A 15,555-nucleotide genomic window follows, 5' to 3' on the forward strand; every position below is an offset into this window, starting at 1 on the left:
CAGGGAGCCTGCTTAGCTAACAGAAGCAGGCTCCCTGTCTTTCAAATTGCCCTGAGGGATATCAATATAAAAAAGGACTTTTACAGAGGGGAATAGAATGAACTAACATATCTCTAAATTCCGTATGCAAAAGGCAGGTAATTGATTTGTCGGATATAATTGAAATTCTAAACAAGGCGGAACGCTTGCATCAACTGGAGAAACCGGAGATCGTCGCCTTACTTGCCAACCGCGTGGAGGTCGCCGAGCTATTTGGGGTGGCCGACCGGATTCGGCAGCGCTATGTGGGCGATGAGGTACATTTACGCGGCTTGATTGAGTTTTCTAATATATGTAAGCAAAATTGTTTGTATTGCGGGCTGCGCCGCGATAATCAAGATATTAAACGATACCGGCTAGAACCTGAAGCCGTCATCGAGTTAGCGGCCAAAGCAAAGAGTTACGGTTATAAAACTGTTGTTTTGCAGTCCGGTGAAGATGTCTATTATACGGTGGAAAGGCTGCAAACTGTGATTCACGGCATCAAGGATCTGGGCTTGGCCTTAACGCTTAGTCTGGGTGAAAAAACGCGGGAGGAATACAGGGCTTATCGAGAGGCCGGTGCAGACCGCTATCTGCTCAGGATTGAAACGACAGATCGGCAGGTATATGATCAATTGCACCCCGGAATGAGTTTGGCTAACCGGCTGCGCTGCTTGCGGGACTTGCGGGACTTGGGTTATGAGGTTGGGACAGGTATCATGGTGGGATTACCGGGGCAATCATTGGAATCTCTGGCCGAGGATATTTTGTTTTTTAAAGCAATAGATGCCGATATGATTGGGCTGGGGCCGTTTATTCCCAATCCGGCTACGCCGTTGCGGGCAGCGGTGGGCGGTACATTTGAACTGGCGCTGAAAGTGATGGCCATTACCAGACTGTTATTGCCTGACAGTAATATCCCGGCTACCACAGCCATGGAGACATTAAACAAGCAGGGCAGAACGATTGCCTTGCAGAGTGGGGCCAATGTGGTCATGCCTAACGTGACAGAAGGAGAATACCGGCAGTTATATATGTTATATCCCGGCAAAATCTGCATTAATGATACGCCGGCGCACTGCCGCCAATGTATCGGCGGCAAAATTGCGGCCATCAACAGAACCATAGCGCAACATGCGGGTTTCCGCAACGGAAAAAACCTGGGACAGTTATAACTGTCTCAGGTTTTTCTCATACTATGAGGCAATAATAACAGCCGTTCTAACAAACGGCAATTTTGCCTGGAAAGGATGAAGACTATGAAAAAATTTATTCCGAAAAGGGTATTCTTTGAGCCGCAAGCGTTGGACTATCCACTGGGCCAAGAAATGTATGAGCGGTTTCGCCAAATGGATATACCGATTAAATTGACCGGCTCTCATAACCGGGTGACCGGAATTCCGGGAAACTCGGCTCAGGAAGCTTTTCGGGAAGCAAAGCAAACGCTGGTTGTTGGTGTACGAAAAAGTACTGACTTTGTTACCTGCAAACCCTCGGCGCATTACCAACTGCCACTGAATACCAGTTGCCCGGGCATGTGTGAATATTGTTATTTGGCGACTACCCTGGGGAAAAAGCCGTATATTAGAGTATATGTAAATATTGAAGATATTCTGGCCCGGGCCAAACGGTATATGGAAGAACGGGCACCGGCTATTACTGTTTTTGAGGGAGCCGCTGTTTCTGATCCTATCCCGACGGAACATCTGAGCGGATTGCTGGGCCGGACCATCGCTTTTTTTGGTGAACAGCCATGGGGGCGGTTCCGTTTTGTCACGAAATTTACTGATGTCGCCTCTTTGCTGCCGGTCAGACATGCGGGACATACCCGTTTTCGATTCAGCGTTAATGCAGCATCGGTTCTGCAGCGGTTCGAACATGGAACCCCGGGACTGTCGGAACGGGTGGCCGCCGCCCTGGATGTTGCCAGGGCAGGATATCCACTGGGGTTTATTCTCGCGCCGGTATTTAAGTTTCCCGATTGGCGACGGCAATATCAAGAAGTCATCACCTTGCTGCAGCAAGAAATGGCTAAATCGGCAGTCGTCCCCGACCTGACGTTTGAAATCATTACACATCGGTTTACCAAACGGGCGAAAAACAATATCCTCGACTTATATCCCCACACGCAACTGCCGCTTGATGAAACGGAGCGGATGTTCAAGTATGGGCAGTTTGGGTACGGCAAATATATTTACCCCAAAGAGGAGCAGAAGGAACTGAAAGACTTTCTGACGGGGGAACTGCAAGAGCGGTTTCCGGCGGCAGCGATCGAGTACTTTGTGTAATTTATAGATAAAGTATTGATAAAAGTGTCGACTTTTAGCAGGATTATTAAAAAAAAAAAAGAATTTTTACAGGTAGTAATAATGACTAGGCTCGGTTGGATAGATCGGCGTGCCACGTAAGGTTTTTTTATGTCTGATTATGTTGACATGTGTTAACCGCCCAAGCTGTCCTGCTGTCAGGAAAGACCTGATGCATGGCCGAACGCTTCCGGAGCTATGTTTACTGCACTCCGGCGACAACAGAATCTTTAAAGCGGCCGGAAATGGATCATTTGGTTTGCGGCAGTATATTCCTGACGTTTTAACAATACGGTGGAAGATGGGCGCAGGACAATGATGTATTTGTAAGTTTTATTTTGGGTTAGGAGGCCGAATTTTGGAAAAGTCGACAGCAATAGGAATAGTGTTAGGTTTATTAGCCGTTGGGGTAGGCATGGTGTTAAAGGGAGCCAGTTTGACGGCATTGAATAACCCTGCTGCCTTTTTAATTATCATCGTAGGTACCATTGCCTGTATTTTTAATGCTTTTCCGCTTAATGATATTAAAAAGTTTCCCACGTTAATAAAAATGCTTTTCAGGCAGCCGCCGCAATTTCCCAAAGATGAGTTGCTAAAACTGTTTGTGGAATTGTCGCAAACGGCCAGACGGGAAGGGATTTTGGCGCTAGAAAACCGTGTAACCGAAATTCCCGACCCTTTTTTGCGTAATGGTCTGGCTATGGTTATTGACGGACTTGATCCTGATTTTGTCGGTGATGTGCTGGACGCTGAAGTACATAGCATGGAGGAGCGGCACCGGACTGGCGCCTTGATATTCTCGCAGGCCGGCGGGTATGCGCCTACCCTTGGTGTATTGGGAGCCGTTGTAGGGCTGGTTGCCGCATTGGGCAACTTAAACGATATTGATAAGCTGGGTCATTCGATCGCGGCTGCTTTTATCGCGACGATGCTTGGTATTTTCACCGGCTATGTACTCTGGCATCCGTTTGCCAATAAGCTGAAAATGATGTCGAAAATTGAAGTGGAAAATAAAAAAATGATGATTGAGGGAATCCTGTCACTACAGGCCGGTGATTCGCCTACCGCGATTGAGGCGAAGCTGATGGTGTTCATACCGCAAAGTCAAAGAGCGCTGTTAAAGCCTTCGGAGGAGAAAAATGGCTAAGAAGAAACATGAGCAGCATCATGAAGAACATATGGATGAGACCTGGCTGATTCCTTATGCTGACTTGTTAACTTTATTGCTGGCCGTGTTTATTGTATTGTTTGCCTCTTCGCAGATTGATCAGAAAAAGTTTGAACAGATCGCCCAGTCGATGAGCGCGGCTTTTGGCAGTGGCAGTCCGGCTATTCTGGATAGCGTCAGAGTTGATTCGGCCAGTCAGCAAGCGCAGGCCGGTGAAGATGCCGAATCGGCGAAATCAGCCAAAGAGCAGGCGTATATGCAGGAGAGTGCCCAGCTTACCCAGGTAAAAAAACTCTTGGATCAGTACATACAGGACAATGGTTTGACTTCGGAATTGCAAACGGTGATTACTGACGAGGGTTTAGTGTTGCGGATTAAGGATAATGCACTTTTTCTGTCGGGCAGCGCTGATCTGGTGCCTGAATCGCGTCGCATGGGGGCGGAAATTGCCAAGATGCTGATGCCTCTTTCCCAGAAAATTGTCGTCTCCGGCCATACCGATAATATACCGATTCATACCGGCGAATTTCCTTCTAACTGGGATCTCAGTGCTAAACGGGCCGTTAATTTTGTCAAATTTCTCTTAGCCCAGGAAAAATTATCACCGGCCCGGTTCAGTGCAATTGGTTATGGGGAATTTCGTCCCCTGGCCACGAATGATACGGAAGAGGGACGCATTAAAAACCGCCGGGTGGAAGTGCTGATCGTAAGAAATTATAAAATGTAAGAAATAAAGCATGAAGAAATAACCTGTCAGAAAACCTTGCATATAGATAGCTATGCAAGGTTTTCTTATGCCGGTTTATGACTGTTGTAGCCGGACTTGGCAAGCGGGTGGTATAAAGGCTATAATGAAGCAATGGGGTGACAAATATGATTTTAGGTACGGGTATTGATATCATTGAAATAGGGAGAATCCGGACGGCTATCGGCCGGGAAAGTTTTATAAAAAGGGTCTTTACACCGGAAGAGCAAGCGTATTGTGAAAGCCGGGGTGCGCAGCGGCCTTCTTCCTATGCGGCACGGTTTGCCGCTAAGGAAGCTGTCATGAAGGCCTTCGGTACAGGCCTGGCAGGTGGTAACTGGACGGATATTGAGGTTGTTTTGGCTAATGGCGGCCGCCCGTTGGTTCGGCTTTACGGTTCCTTTGCCCGATTGGCAGAAACTCAACAGGTAGGAGAAATTCATATTTCATTAACACATGCGCGGGAGTATGCGGCGGCACAAGCGATTCTATGGGGGAGAGACGATAGATGAAGGCGGCTATGGCGGAAGAAATGCGCCGCCTGGATGAGCAGGCGACGCAGGATTATGGAATTCCCGGCATTGTACTTATGGAAAACGCTGGAGTGGCGGTGGTCCGGGAGATTGAGACAATCATGGATGGCGTATCGGATAAAAAAATTTGTATTTTTGCCGGTAAAGGAAAGAACGGTGGTGATGGTTTTGTTGCTGCCCGCCATCTAAGCAACCGGGGCGCTAAAATTAAAGTTTTTTTATTGGCGGCGCGCGACGCCGTTCAGGGTGATGCGGCTATACAACTGGAGATTCTTATCCGGATGGGTGTGGATGTAATCGAAGTTACCGGAATACGGGACTGGGATAAGGTGAAGATCGGGGTCGCTTTTGCCGACTGTCTGGTAGATGCGCTCCTAGGGACTGGCTATGGCCGTGATATTACCGGTGCCATGGCTCAGGCAGTGGAGCTGATCAATCATGCGGGAAAGACGGTTGTGGCTGTGGATATTCCGTCCGGGGTTCAGGCTGATACCGGACAGATCGGTGCCTGCGCGGTAAGCGCTGATTATACGGTTACTTTCGGCTTGCCAAAACCGGGACTTTTGCTGTATCCTGGTGCGGCCTGCGCCGGAAAATGGACGGTCGCCGATATCGGTCTGCCGGCAGCGCTTCTGGAGACACCGGCACTGAAGCTGGCGGTGCTTACGCAGCGTGACATAAGCCGGCGTCTACCCGAGCGACGGGCGGATGCTTATAAAGGCGACTGCGGCCGTGTATGGGCAGTCGCCGGTTCAACCGGTCTTACCGGTGCCGCCGCTTTGTGTACTGCCGCGGCCTTGCGGTCTGGTGCCGGTCTGGTTACCCTGGGAATTGCCGCAGGCCTTAATTCTATTATGGAAGTAAAAGTGACTGAAGTAATGACCAGACCGCTGCCGGAAATTGTCGATGGTGCTATCGGTTTAGCAGCCTGGGGGATTATTGAGCAGGAAGCGGCGGACAGCCAGGTGCTGGCGGTTGGCCCTGGCCTTGGCCGTCAGGCGGAGACGCTGGCACTGGTGCGGCAAATTGTTGAAAAGTCCCAGGTTCCGTTAGTGCTGGATGCCGACGCGCTGTATGCCTTACAGGATCATACCGGATTGTTAGGAAAGGCAAAGCACAGGCCGGTGTTAACACCTCATGCCGGGGAAATGGCCCGGTTGACCGGACTGACAGTTGCCGATATTAATGAAAATAGGCTGGATGTAGCCCGAATGGCGGCAAATGAATGGCAGGCCATTGTTGTTTTAAAGGGAGCGCCTACCTTAATTGCCCTTCCCGGTGACGAAATTTTTATTAATACGACAGGAAATGCCGGGATGGCGACTGCCGGAAGCGGCGATGTGCTGACCGGTGTAATTGCCGGTTTGCTGGCCCAGGGCCTTTCAGGCTGTGACGCGGCTTTATGCGGAGTATATCTTCAGGGGCTGGCCGGTGATTTGGCTGCTGCAAATGGAATGGCGGGCCTGCTGGCCGGCGACCTGCTTAAGACTCTGCCTGCCGCTCTGGCACAACTGCAGACAGCCGGGTCTGCAGGCCGAAAAAGTGACGGTTGATGTCAAATATAGTACCGGAGAGAGAAAATTCGATTTTTAGCTATATTCCCATGGCAATAGTAGGCATAATTTGTTTGTTGCTAATGCATACTTAATCATGGTATAGTTAATTCTGAAGGTATATATATAAGTTGACTTTAGTATATAAATATATATAATTAAATTATAGCAAGCCATGTATAGACTGGCGGGGGTGAAGGTGTGGCCGAATTAAAACGTATTATGATAAGTATTCCCAATAGCTTGCTCCAGGAAGTTGACGGCATCATCGCCATGGAGAAATTAAGCCGTAGCCAGTTTGTGCGCGAAGCGATGAAGCGGTATATTGAAGATCGTAAGAAGCAGGCTATTCGCGACATGATGCGCAAGGGATATCAGGAAATGGCCGTTATTAATTTGTCCTTGGCGGAAGAGGGACTGCTAATTGACACGGATATGTTTGAAATGCCCACCCTGTTGGCGGAGCGTGAATAATATATGATCGTAAAGCGTGGGGACATTTATTATGCCAATTTAAGCCCGGTTATTGGTTCTGAACAGGGGGGACACCGCCCTGTTTTAGTGATTCAAAATGATGTTGGTAATAAATACAGCCCTACCGTTATTGTTGCAGCTATTACTTCGCAGATTTCCAAGGCGAAGCTGCCGACCCATGTGGAAATCAGCGCCAAACAATATAATCTGGAAAAAGATTCGGTTATTTTGCTGGAGCAGATGCGTACGATTGATAAACGGCGGCTGAAGGAGAAAGTGACACATCTGACAGAGGATATTATGACTCAGATTGATGATGCTGTGCGGGTGAGCCTGGGATTGGTCCAAATTTAAAAGTGTGGCAAGTATGGGATAGGCGGGCGACTGCCTATTTTTAATTTTTAGTGCCTTGCCCGGCTTGAATTTTAGAGTTGTTTCGCATTGAGAGGCGAAGAAGCCGATATAGCGGACATCGGTATGGCGACGCACAGGGTGGAAAAAAATTCGTAAAATAACTAAATCCTGATCTAATCAAGGGATATGCAAAGAGGTAGGTTATGCAGCTAAGCTCTAAACAACCTGTCAAAGTATTTTCTGTGCTGGTCATGATAGTTCTGTCGGTGATATTTCTGTTGGGCTGTGCTGCCCGGCCGGCTGTTTCGAACGCTGGTGAACTGGTAGTGGATGTGATTGACGTCGGTCAGGGAGATGCTGTTTTAATCCGAATCGACGGCGAAACAGTTCTCGTTGACAGTGGGGATATCCCAGCCAGGGATATCCTGGTGGCATACATAAAAAAACAGGGAATTCAGAGATTTGATAAAGTGATTCTTACTCATCCCCATGCCGACCACTTAGGAGGGATGAAGGCTGTTTTTGATAGTTTTCCGGTAAAACAAATTTACGACAGCGGGCAAACCACGACCACTTCTTTGTACAAACAGTATTTGACTGCAATAAGGAAGAAAAAAATCCCTTTTGCAGTTGTGGCCGGTGGCGACAGAATCGAACTTGGCGGTGGCGCGGTATTGCAGATACTTTCTCCGCTCAAGCCGCTGTTGGAAGGCAAGGCTGCGCTAAATAACAATTCTATCGTGGCTAAACTTATCTATGGGAATTTTTCTATGCTGCTTACCGGTGATGCGGAACAGGAAGCGGAAGCGGTCATGGTAAATGCATTTTCCGGTCAAATGAAAAGTACCGTATTGAAGAGCGGGCATCACGGCAGCAATACTTCTTCATCGAAAGAATTTTTGGCCGAAGTGGCACCGGAAGCCGTTGTGATTTCGGCAGGCGAGGGTAACGAATATCACCATCCCCATCCCACTACCTTAAAAAAATATCAGGCAATGAAAATTAAGATTTACCGAACCGATAAGGATGGTACGGTAGAAATAAGAACTGATGGCAAGGGGTATTCTATTAGCAAGGAGAGGAACTGACAATGCGCATCAAAGCTGTTGCCGACCGTTTGGAGGGAGATAAGGTCGTTTTATTGCTGGGAGACGAAGAGCTACAGATTGTTTGGCCCTGTGCTCTTTTTCCTGATGATGTTCGGGAAGGCGATATTTTTGATATAGCGGTGACTTTTGATCTTCAGGCCACACAAGAGGCCCGGGCTGCCGGTGAAGCACTGTTAAAAGCACTGCTAGCGGAAAATCAAGACGAGTAGACCTGGAGCGTTCTTTTTGTGGGATGAAATATTGGTAATTTTATCCTATATTTACTACGAAGGCCTTACATCATGCCACCCATAGCGGCAGTGATGATCTTACTTTCTTCGGCTTATTGGTAAATAACATTCGAACGTAAAGTTTGTCGGTTCCTAAGCAGGATTTTTTTAGAAAAACGCGAAGATTACCCATATATGTCGTACTATGGGAGGGTTGAGGGTGCAGCGCAAGTTGCTTTTCGCGTTTTTGATCATGATGTTGCTGCTGTCGCATATGGCGCTGGCGGCTGAGTTGAACGTTTCCCAGGCTGCTCCGGCTGTTGCAGGTTCTCCGTTGAACGGCAATGTCATACGCCAGGCAGCAGAATTGCTGAATGTGCGTTTTGCCGTCCACAATGATGCGGTAACCGGCAGCAGCAAATTGCGTTTGGTTATCGACTCCAGCGGCCCGGTTGAGGCTAAAGGGTCTCTGGTTAGCTCTCCCAGTCCTCAATTGATTGTGGATGTACAAGGTGCTACAGCGGGAAAAATAAGTAAAAGTCTGACCTTGGATGGAGCTATCGCCCGGCAAATGAATGTCCAGGCCATTAACAGTCAGACTAGCCGGATTGTGATTGCCTTGCCGGCTAGTCTCGGTGCTTCCGATTATAAAGTATTTACTTTAAAAAGTGACGCCCAGGCCAATAAGACACATCGGATTGTGGTGGATATCAATAAACCTGTGCCGGTACCGTCTTTTTCATTCACGCCGGGGCTGAAAAACAAGGTGATTGCCCTTGATCCCGGTCACGGTGGGACTGATCCGGGGGCCATTGGCAGTAATACGCAGGAGAAAACCATTACGCTGGCCGTGGCGCAAAAAGCCAAGCTGTTGCTGGAAAAAGCGGGCGCCAAGGTGCTTTTGACGAGGCAGGCGGATAAAGATGTTTTTGGGCCTAACGCCAGTGCTGTGGATGAGCTGGGCGCACGGGCGAATGTTGGCAACAATAATAAAGCCGATGTGTTTATCAGTATACATATCAACGCCTTTACCGATCCCAGCGTGGGAGGTATCGCCAGTTATTATTATCCTAAGACCGACTACGACATGCTATTGGCGGACAGCTTGCAGGATAATCTGGTAGCATCTATTTCTGGTGGTTTTAGTGATCGTGGCATCCATCAGGCTAATTTTTATGTTTTGAAAAATACGGTTATGCCGGCATCCCTGGTTGAGTTAGGTTTTATCTCTAATCCTCAAGAGGAGAAATTGATGAATACACCTCAGTTTCAACAGGAGGCGGCACAAGGGCTTGTAAGCGGTTTGGAACGTTTCTTTGCTCAAGCTGCCGTTAAAGGAGGTGGGCAATAAGATGAAGCCCCTACGTTGCAGTGGCCGCCTAAAAATTCTTTTTATCAGTCTCTTATGCTTGGGCTTGCTTGCCGGTTGCTCTCAGCAGACGGTGCCGCCAGAAGCTTCTCCCGGAGTGGAACAGTCGCAGGCTGAAAAATCCGCCGGTCAGACAACCGGCCCGAACGGACAGGTGCAGGCCGGAACCATGCGGTTGACCATTTATCATGCCAGTAAGGATGCGGAACATCTGGTTCCCGAGGTACATACGGTGCCGCAGAATACACATCCGGCTCAAACGGCATTGGAGTTATTGTTGGCCGGTACCAAGAACAAGGAACTGACAGCCGTGATTCCGGCAGGGACAAAGCTTCGTTCCATAACAGTCAAAGACCACATTGCCTATCCGGATTTTACGGATAAGCTGATAAAAGATAACCGCGGTGGATCTGCTTCTGAAATTTTAATTGTTGGTGCGATTGTCGATACATTGACCGAGTTTCCTGAAATTCAAAAGGTTCGTATCCTGGTGGAGGGAAAACCTATCGACACGATTTCCGGACATTTGGATTTAAGCCAGCCTTTGGGCCGGTCAGAGGATATTATCAAACGATAGCGGTCAAAAAAGGAGGGAGCATGCTCATGCATGCTCCCTCCTCGTGTAGTGACAGGTTCATATTTTAACCAAAGGACGCAGGATGAAGCTTCATCTGCAAGGCGAAGGAATGAAGCATAGTGGTTTCTATGCTGACTGACGATAACGCAGCAGGTGGAAATTCAAACAAATCATTTGATTTAAATATGAGCTTGTTACTACAATAATATGCAGGCAGACGGCTGATGCTGCCCGTAAGGCTTACCTTTTTACGATACTGAGACCATGCTTACGCAGTTTCTTTAGCACAGCCGTGTGAGAGAGGGAAAGCGCCTTGCCGAGTTGCCGGAGGGTCCGGTGCTGTGTTAAGGCCTTTATAAGTACGTCACGTTCCACTTTATCCAGTATTTCATCCAGGGCACATTCCGGCAGAACGGTCTCCAGCGGTGTTGGCGAGTAATCGTGATCAAAGATAATATGTTCGTTGAGCAGAATGCTGCCTGCGACCAGATTAACGGCCCGTTCAATGACGTTTTCCAGCTCACGGATATTGCCGGGCCAGTGATATTCCATCAGTTTCTGCAAAGAGCTTTCACTGATAGCGGTAACCGGCTTATGCAGTCTGGCGGCGTAACGGCGAAGAAACAGCTGGGACAGTAAAGGAATATCGTCGCGTCTGGCTTTAAGCGGCGGAATAAACAAAGGAATGACATTGATGCGATAATACAGATCTTCGCGGAATTTTCCCTGCTGAATCATTTCTTCCAGGTTGCGGTTAGTAGCTGCTAAAACACGAACATTGACCGGTATTTCCAGGGTGTCACCAATGCGGCGTATTTTTCCTTCTTGTAATACCCGCAATAGTTTAGCCTGTAGAGAGGTGGATAATTCACCAATTTCATCCAGGAAGATAGTTCCCCCGTCGGCAAACTCAAAGAGTCCTTTTTTTCCGCCTTTGGCCGAACCGGTAAAGGCACCGTCCTTGTAGCCGAACAGTTCGGTTTCCAATAAAGTATCCGGAATGGCGGCGCAGTTAAGCGGTACGAATAATTCCTTGGCGCGGGCCGAGGTGTCGTGGATGGCCTTGGCAAACAGTTCTTTACCCGTGCCGGTTTCACCGCGGATTAATACCGTTGAATCTCCCTGGGCAATGGTTTTTGCCAGTGTCGCTACCCGTTGCATGGCTTTGCTGGTATAAAGAATATCACCAAAGGAAAAGGAAGACTGGCCTGTTACCGTATAGACCAGGTCACGGACATCGCTGATGTCCTTCAAAATGGCGACAGCGCCGATAATTCGCCCGCTGCTGTCCATGATAGGGCGGCCGCTGGTCAGGTAATGGCTTTGTGTAGGGATATTGATCACTTCACAGTTATCGTAACCTGTTCCTGTTTGCAGCAAAGTCCGCAAGGGAACGATGCTGGGCGGAAACAGGCTGTCCAACGAACTTTTGACTAATTGGTCTGCGGTCAGATGGGTGATCTTTTCGGCTGCCGGGTTATGCTGCGTTATATTTCCCTGGGGATCGACCGCGATGATTCCGTCACTAACCGAACCTAATACCGCTTTAAGCTGTTCGGCTTTTTCCTGATAAGGCATTAAATCAATTTCCTGGACATCAATTACCTGAGAAATGGCTCTAATCGTTTGAAAGATGTAGAATTTGTCATCTTCTGTCAACAGATTGATTTCTAAGAAGACGGTGTTTGGTTTTACTTCCATCGAAAGAATGTTGATCTGGCGTTCGGCCAAAATACAGGAGATATCTTTGATTAACCCAATCCGGTCCACATTGGGGATTTTCAGGCATAGACTTTTCATGGTTCCTCCTTAGGCTGATAAAGACAAATATGTCGGATTTTTTAAAATATGATAAGTGTGACGCAAGGTATTGGCCTGCACCGATCAGATGATTTAATAATGTTAGGCGCGGCCGGTTCGATTTCCTTTTTTATTTCTCACAAATTTTTTCTGTGAAGTGGCATACTAATAATGCAGGAAATGCTGATATCTGGCAAGAAGTAAACCAGATGAAAACACATTGCCACTAGTACCGCGTAACCTTTAAAACCATGCATAGGCTGGCGAGGAGATTTTTCGCCAGACAAGGCGGAGGAATGAGGCATAGCGGTTTCTACGCCGATTGACGACAACGCAGTATGGCGAGAAATATTCCGCCAGAATAGTATGGTTTTAGAGGGTACACGGTACTAGCTACGTTATCAATGTAATGTTAGTAACTCAGATAAAAAATACATGGCGGGGTTTGTTTTTTTATGACAACACACAAGATTGAGGAAATTGGTGAATTTGGTCTGATTGATTTAATCAAACAGGATACCATCCAAAATCCGGGCTGTGTTATTACCGGGATAGGTGATGACGCGGCCGTTGTTCTGCCTGCGCCAAGGCAGCTCCAACTATTGACGACAGATATGCTGGTGGAAAGCGTTCACTTTGACCTTCGGACGACGACTCCCTGGCAACTCGGCTATAAAGCCATTGCGGTTAATCTTAGCGATATTGCCGCTATGGGTGGGACGCCCCGGCACGTGCTGGTTTCACTGGCGATCAATAAGCAGGTCTCACCGGATTTTGTTGTTAATTTATATGAAGGCATGAAAGAAATCTGCCGTGAGTTTAGTGTGAACATTGTTGGTGGCGATACGGTGGCTACTCCCGGTGGTGTTGTCATCAACGTAGCAGCCATGGGCGAAGTGGAACCGGGTAATATTGTACGGCGATCCGGTGCTAATCCCGGGGAGATCGTAGCTGTTACCGGGAAACTGGGCAATTCCGGTGGCGGCTTAGACTTGCTGCTGGCCGGCGACTGGGAAGACCATGATTTTGCCTGGCCGCTGGTAACTGCGCACCTGACGCCGCGACCGCAGGTAAAGGCGGGAAAGCTATTGGGTCTTGCCGGCGCTTCCAGCCTGAATGATATCAGTGACGGTCTGGCAAGTGAGATTAATGAGATTGCCGCTGCCAGTCAGGTCGGAATACGGCTTTTTGCCGGGCAGATACCGCTGTCTGACGAACTAAGGGCTGCTGCCGCTTTATTTCATAAGACGCCTCTCGACTATGCGCTGTACGGCGGTGAAGACTATCAGCTTGTATTTACCATGGAAAAAAGCAAATGGCGGGAATTGCAGGCAACTGACTTAGGTGTCGCCGTTACCCTGATTGGTGAGGTGACCAAACCTCATACCGGGGTGGTTTTGATCAATGAGACGGGCGAGGAACAACCGCTCGCAGCGCGCGGTTATAACCATTTTCGATAGATGGCGTGCTGTCCTAGTGCTCCACCAACTCTGAAATCAAAATTTCTTTAAGGGCCTTTTCCCGTTAGGTTTTGTTGTTGGTGACTTTCTATAACCGTCTATTCCGCCTTGTTTTATAAAAAAAGCGGCAAGTAGATTTACCTTTCAAAGTGACAGAGCAGTAGTCATATAACATAAGAGAAACGACAGGAGCTTACTATAATGGTAGTAATTAAAATAAAAACTTTTAAGCCGGAAGAGACTTACCGGCTAGGGGAAAAACTGGCGGCACTGCTGCAAGCTGGTGACGTGGTTTGTCTGTCGGGAACACTCGGCGCCGGAAAAACGCTGTTAACCCAGGGCATTGCGGCAGGACTCAAAATTCGAGAGGCAGTCACCAGTCCAACCTTCACGATCATGAATGTATATGATGCGCCTATACGGTTGTACCATTTCGATTTGTATCGTTTGGAGCAGCCCGGCGAACTGGCCGATATCGGTTTTGATGAATATACAGGCCCACATTCCGACGGTGTGGCTATTATTGAATGGCCTGACCGGTTTGATGGGTATATGCCAGAAGAAAACTTCTGGCTCACCATCAGTCTGGGCGAACAAACAGGGGAACGGGTGATTAGCCTGGCCGCAAACGGTGGAAATTACGAAAGACGGATTGAGAGGTTGAAAGATATTGCCAATTCTTGCGATTGATACAGCGACCTTGGTGTCCGGCGTTGCCTTGGCAACGGCCGACACGCTGATTGCCGAATTAACTTTGCAGACAAAGAAAAACCATTCGGAATTACTGATGCCGCATATTGCCCAGGTCTTGCAAATGGCGGCAGTTGATAAACATGCGCTACGGGCGGTGGCCGCCAGTATTGGACCGGGTTCCTTTACTGGGTTACGCATCGGTCTGGCAACGGCCAAGGCGCTAGCCTATGCCTTGAAAATTCCTTTGGTGGGGGTGCCGACTTTACTGGCACTGGCTTTTGCCTGCCCTGTCCCCGGCCTGTTACTTTCACCGATGCTGGATGCCCAGAAGGGAAATGTCTATCAGGCGGCATATCGCTGGCATAATGGGGAACTGCAGGAATTAGTGCCGCCGCGGGTGATTGCGTTTACTGATGTACTGAATGAATTAGCCGCTATAGATACGCCGGTATTACTGTTAGGAGAATCTGCCGCCGCTTACCGGGAAGCCATTCAGGCCAGGGGAATGCCGGTTATGCTGGCCGAACCGCATCTGATTATGTCCCGGGCCGGTAGTGCCGCCGTGCTGGCTCACCGGCTGCTGGACAAAGGAAAGACCAGCGATCCTTTTACGCTGGAACCTTTGTATATAAGAAGGTCGGAAGCCGAAGAACTTTGGGAAAAGCGTTGTGGAACCGCCAATGAGTAATATTTGCATTCGACGCATGGGGCTGTTGGATATTGACGCCGTACTCTTGGTCGAACAGGCTTCTTTCTTAACGCCCTGGTCCCGAGCAGCTTTTGAGTCGGAAATATGCAATAATGAACTGACCCATTACTTAGTCGTATGTGTAGAAAAGCAGGTAGTTGGGTATGCTGGGATGTGGGTTATCGTTGATGAGGCTCATGTTACCAATATCGCTATTTTGCCTGAATACCGCGGCAGGGGTATTGGTGAAAAATTGCTAATTGCTTTAAAGGAAGCCGCTGATAGCCGGGGGGCCGCTAGAATGACTCTGGAAGTGCGGCCTTCCAACAACGCGGCGAAAAGGCTTTATGAAAAACTGGGTTTTAGCCGTGCGGGAGTGCGGAAACATTATTATACCGATACCAAGGAAGATGCTATTATTATGTGGTGCGACAAGTTATGAGATAGATGGAAAATGGAAAAAAAGACCACTTTCGTGGTCAAAGGGTGATTGTTC

Annotated in this window: 17 protein-coding genes; 16 read left to right on the forward strand and 1 reads right to left on the reverse strand. The window is 48.4% G+C overall.

Annotated elements, in window-relative coordinates; all coding sequences use genetic code 11:
- Window positions 1-146 precede the first annotated feature (146 nt).
- From hydE to F3H20_RS02985, 12 genes are all read left to right on the forward strand, one after another.
- Window positions 147-1,196 carry a [FeFe] hydrogenase H-cluster radical SAM maturase HydE gene (gene hydE, locus F3H20_RS02930; protein ID WP_149733471.1) on the forward strand — a complete coding sequence of 350 codons (1,050 nt, stop codon included), beginning with the start codon at window positions 147-149 and terminating at the stop codon, window positions 1,194-1,196.
- An 84-nt stretch (window positions 1,197-1,280) separates the two neighbouring features.
- Window positions 1,281-2,309 (forward strand): spore photoproduct lyase, encoded by a 1,029-nt coding sequence (splB, locus tag F3H20_RS02935; RefSeq protein WP_149733472.1) that lies wholly within the window; start codon window positions 1,281-1,283, stop codon window positions 2,307-2,309.
- 376 nt (window positions 2,310-2,685) lie between these two features.
- Window positions 2,686-3,474, forward strand: a complete 789-nt coding sequence (motA, locus tag F3H20_RS02940; RefSeq protein WP_149733473.1) for a flagellar motor stator protein MotA — start codon at window positions 2,686-2,688, stop codon at window positions 3,472-3,474.
- The gene (gene motB / locus F3H20_RS02945; RefSeq protein WP_149733474.1) at window positions 3,467-4,222 is read left to right on the forward strand and encodes a flagellar motor protein MotB; all 756 of its coding nucleotides are present in this window, start codon (window positions 3,467-3,469) and stop codon (window positions 4,220-4,222) included. Before motA ends, motB begins: the two co-directional genes overlap by 8 nt.
- Window positions 4,223-4,368: 146 nt before the next feature.
- Window positions 4,369-4,752: a holo-ACP synthase gene (gene acpS, locus F3H20_RS02950; RefSeq protein WP_149733475.1), complete on the forward strand. Its 384-nt coding sequence runs from the start codon at window positions 4,369-4,371 to the stop codon at window positions 4,750-4,752.
- A complete protein-coding gene (locus F3H20_RS02955) occupies window positions 4,749-6,326 on the forward strand; it encodes an NAD(P)H-hydrate dehydratase (protein WP_149733476.1) in 1,578 nt (525 codons plus the stop codon). The genes acpS and F3H20_RS02955 overlap by 4 nt, the downstream gene beginning before the upstream one ends.
- A gap of 201 nt (window positions 6,327-6,527) precedes the next feature.
- A complete protein-coding gene (locus F3H20_RS02960) occupies window positions 6,528-6,800 on the forward strand; it encodes a CopG family ribbon-helix-helix protein (RefSeq protein WP_223191584.1) in 273 nt (90 codons plus the stop codon).
- 3 nt (window positions 6,801-6,803) lie between these two features.
- Window positions 6,804-7,154 carry a type II toxin-antitoxin system PemK/MazF family toxin gene (locus F3H20_RS02965; RefSeq protein WP_149733477.1) on the forward strand — a complete coding sequence of 117 codons (351 nt, stop codon included), beginning with the start codon at window positions 6,804-6,806 and terminating at the stop codon, window positions 7,152-7,154.
- A gap of 203 nt (window positions 7,155-7,357) precedes the next feature.
- Window positions 7,358-8,242, forward strand: coding sequence for a ComEC/Rec2 family competence protein (locus F3H20_RS02970; RefSeq protein ID WP_149733478.1), 885 nt, complete (start codon window positions 7,358-7,360; stop codon window positions 8,240-8,242).
- 2 nt (window positions 8,243-8,244) lie between these two features.
- Window positions 8,245-8,472 carry a DUF3006 domain-containing protein gene (locus F3H20_RS02975; RefSeq protein WP_149733479.1) on the forward strand — a complete coding sequence of 76 codons (228 nt, stop codon included), beginning with the start codon at window positions 8,245-8,247 and terminating at the stop codon, window positions 8,470-8,472.
- Window positions 8,473-8,692: 220 nt separating this feature from the next.
- Window positions 8,693-9,823 (forward strand): N-acetylmuramoyl-L-alanine amidase, encoded by a 1,131-nt coding sequence (locus tag F3H20_RS02980; RefSeq protein ID WP_223191585.1) that lies wholly within the window; start codon window positions 8,693-8,695, stop codon window positions 9,821-9,823.
- Window position 9,824: 1 nt separating this feature from the next.
- The gene (locus F3H20_RS02985; protein WP_149733481.1) at window positions 9,825-10,418 is read left to right on the forward strand and encodes a GerMN domain-containing protein; all 594 of its coding nucleotides are present in this window, start codon (window positions 9,825-9,827) and stop codon (window positions 10,416-10,418) included.
- 240 nt (window positions 10,419-10,658) lie between these two features.
- Here F3H20_RS02985 and F3H20_RS02990 read toward each other — a convergent pair whose 3' ends face one another.
- A complete protein-coding gene (locus F3H20_RS02990; RefSeq protein WP_149733482.1) occupies window positions 10,659-12,218 on the reverse strand; it encodes a sigma 54-interacting transcriptional regulator in 1,560 nt (519 codons plus the stop codon).
- A 455-nt stretch (window positions 12,219-12,673) separates the two neighbouring features.
- On the opposite strand from F3H20_RS02990, the gene thiL reads away from it, so the two are divergent.
- The 4 genes from thiL to rimI all read left to right on the forward strand — a co-directional run bounded on the left by thiL (window position 12,674) and on the right by rimI (window position 15,501).
- Window positions 12,674-13,678, forward strand: coding sequence for a thiamine-phosphate kinase (gene thiL, locus F3H20_RS02995; protein WP_149733483.1), 1,005 nt, complete (start codon window positions 12,674-12,676; stop codon window positions 13,676-13,678).
- A 201-nt stretch (window positions 13,679-13,879) separates the two neighbouring features.
- Complete coding sequence (tsaE, locus tag F3H20_RS03000) at window positions 13,880-14,368, forward strand: tRNA (adenosine(37)-N6)-threonylcarbamoyltransferase complex ATPase subunit type 1 TsaE (protein ID WP_149733484.1); 489 nt, start codon at window positions 13,880-13,882, stop codon at window positions 14,366-14,368.
- Window positions 14,349-15,059 (forward strand): tRNA (adenosine(37)-N6)-threonylcarbamoyltransferase complex dimerization subunit type 1 TsaB, encoded by a 711-nt coding sequence (gene tsaB / locus F3H20_RS03005; protein WP_149733485.1) that lies wholly within the window; start codon window positions 14,349-14,351, stop codon window positions 15,057-15,059. The genes tsaE and tsaB overlap by 20 nt, the downstream gene beginning before the upstream one ends.
- Window positions 15,052-15,501, forward strand: a complete 450-nt coding sequence (rimI, locus tag F3H20_RS03010) for a ribosomal protein S18-alanine N-acetyltransferase (RefSeq protein ID WP_149733486.1) — start codon at window positions 15,052-15,054, stop codon at window positions 15,499-15,501. The genes tsaB and rimI overlap by 8 nt, the downstream gene beginning before the upstream one ends.
- Window positions 15,502-15,555 lie beyond the last annotated feature (54 nt).

The organism is Propionispora hippei DSM 15287 (assembly GCF_900141835.1).
Taxonomy (GTDB): Bacteria; Bacillota; Negativicutes; order Propionisporales; family Propionisporaceae; genus Propionispora; species Propionispora hippei.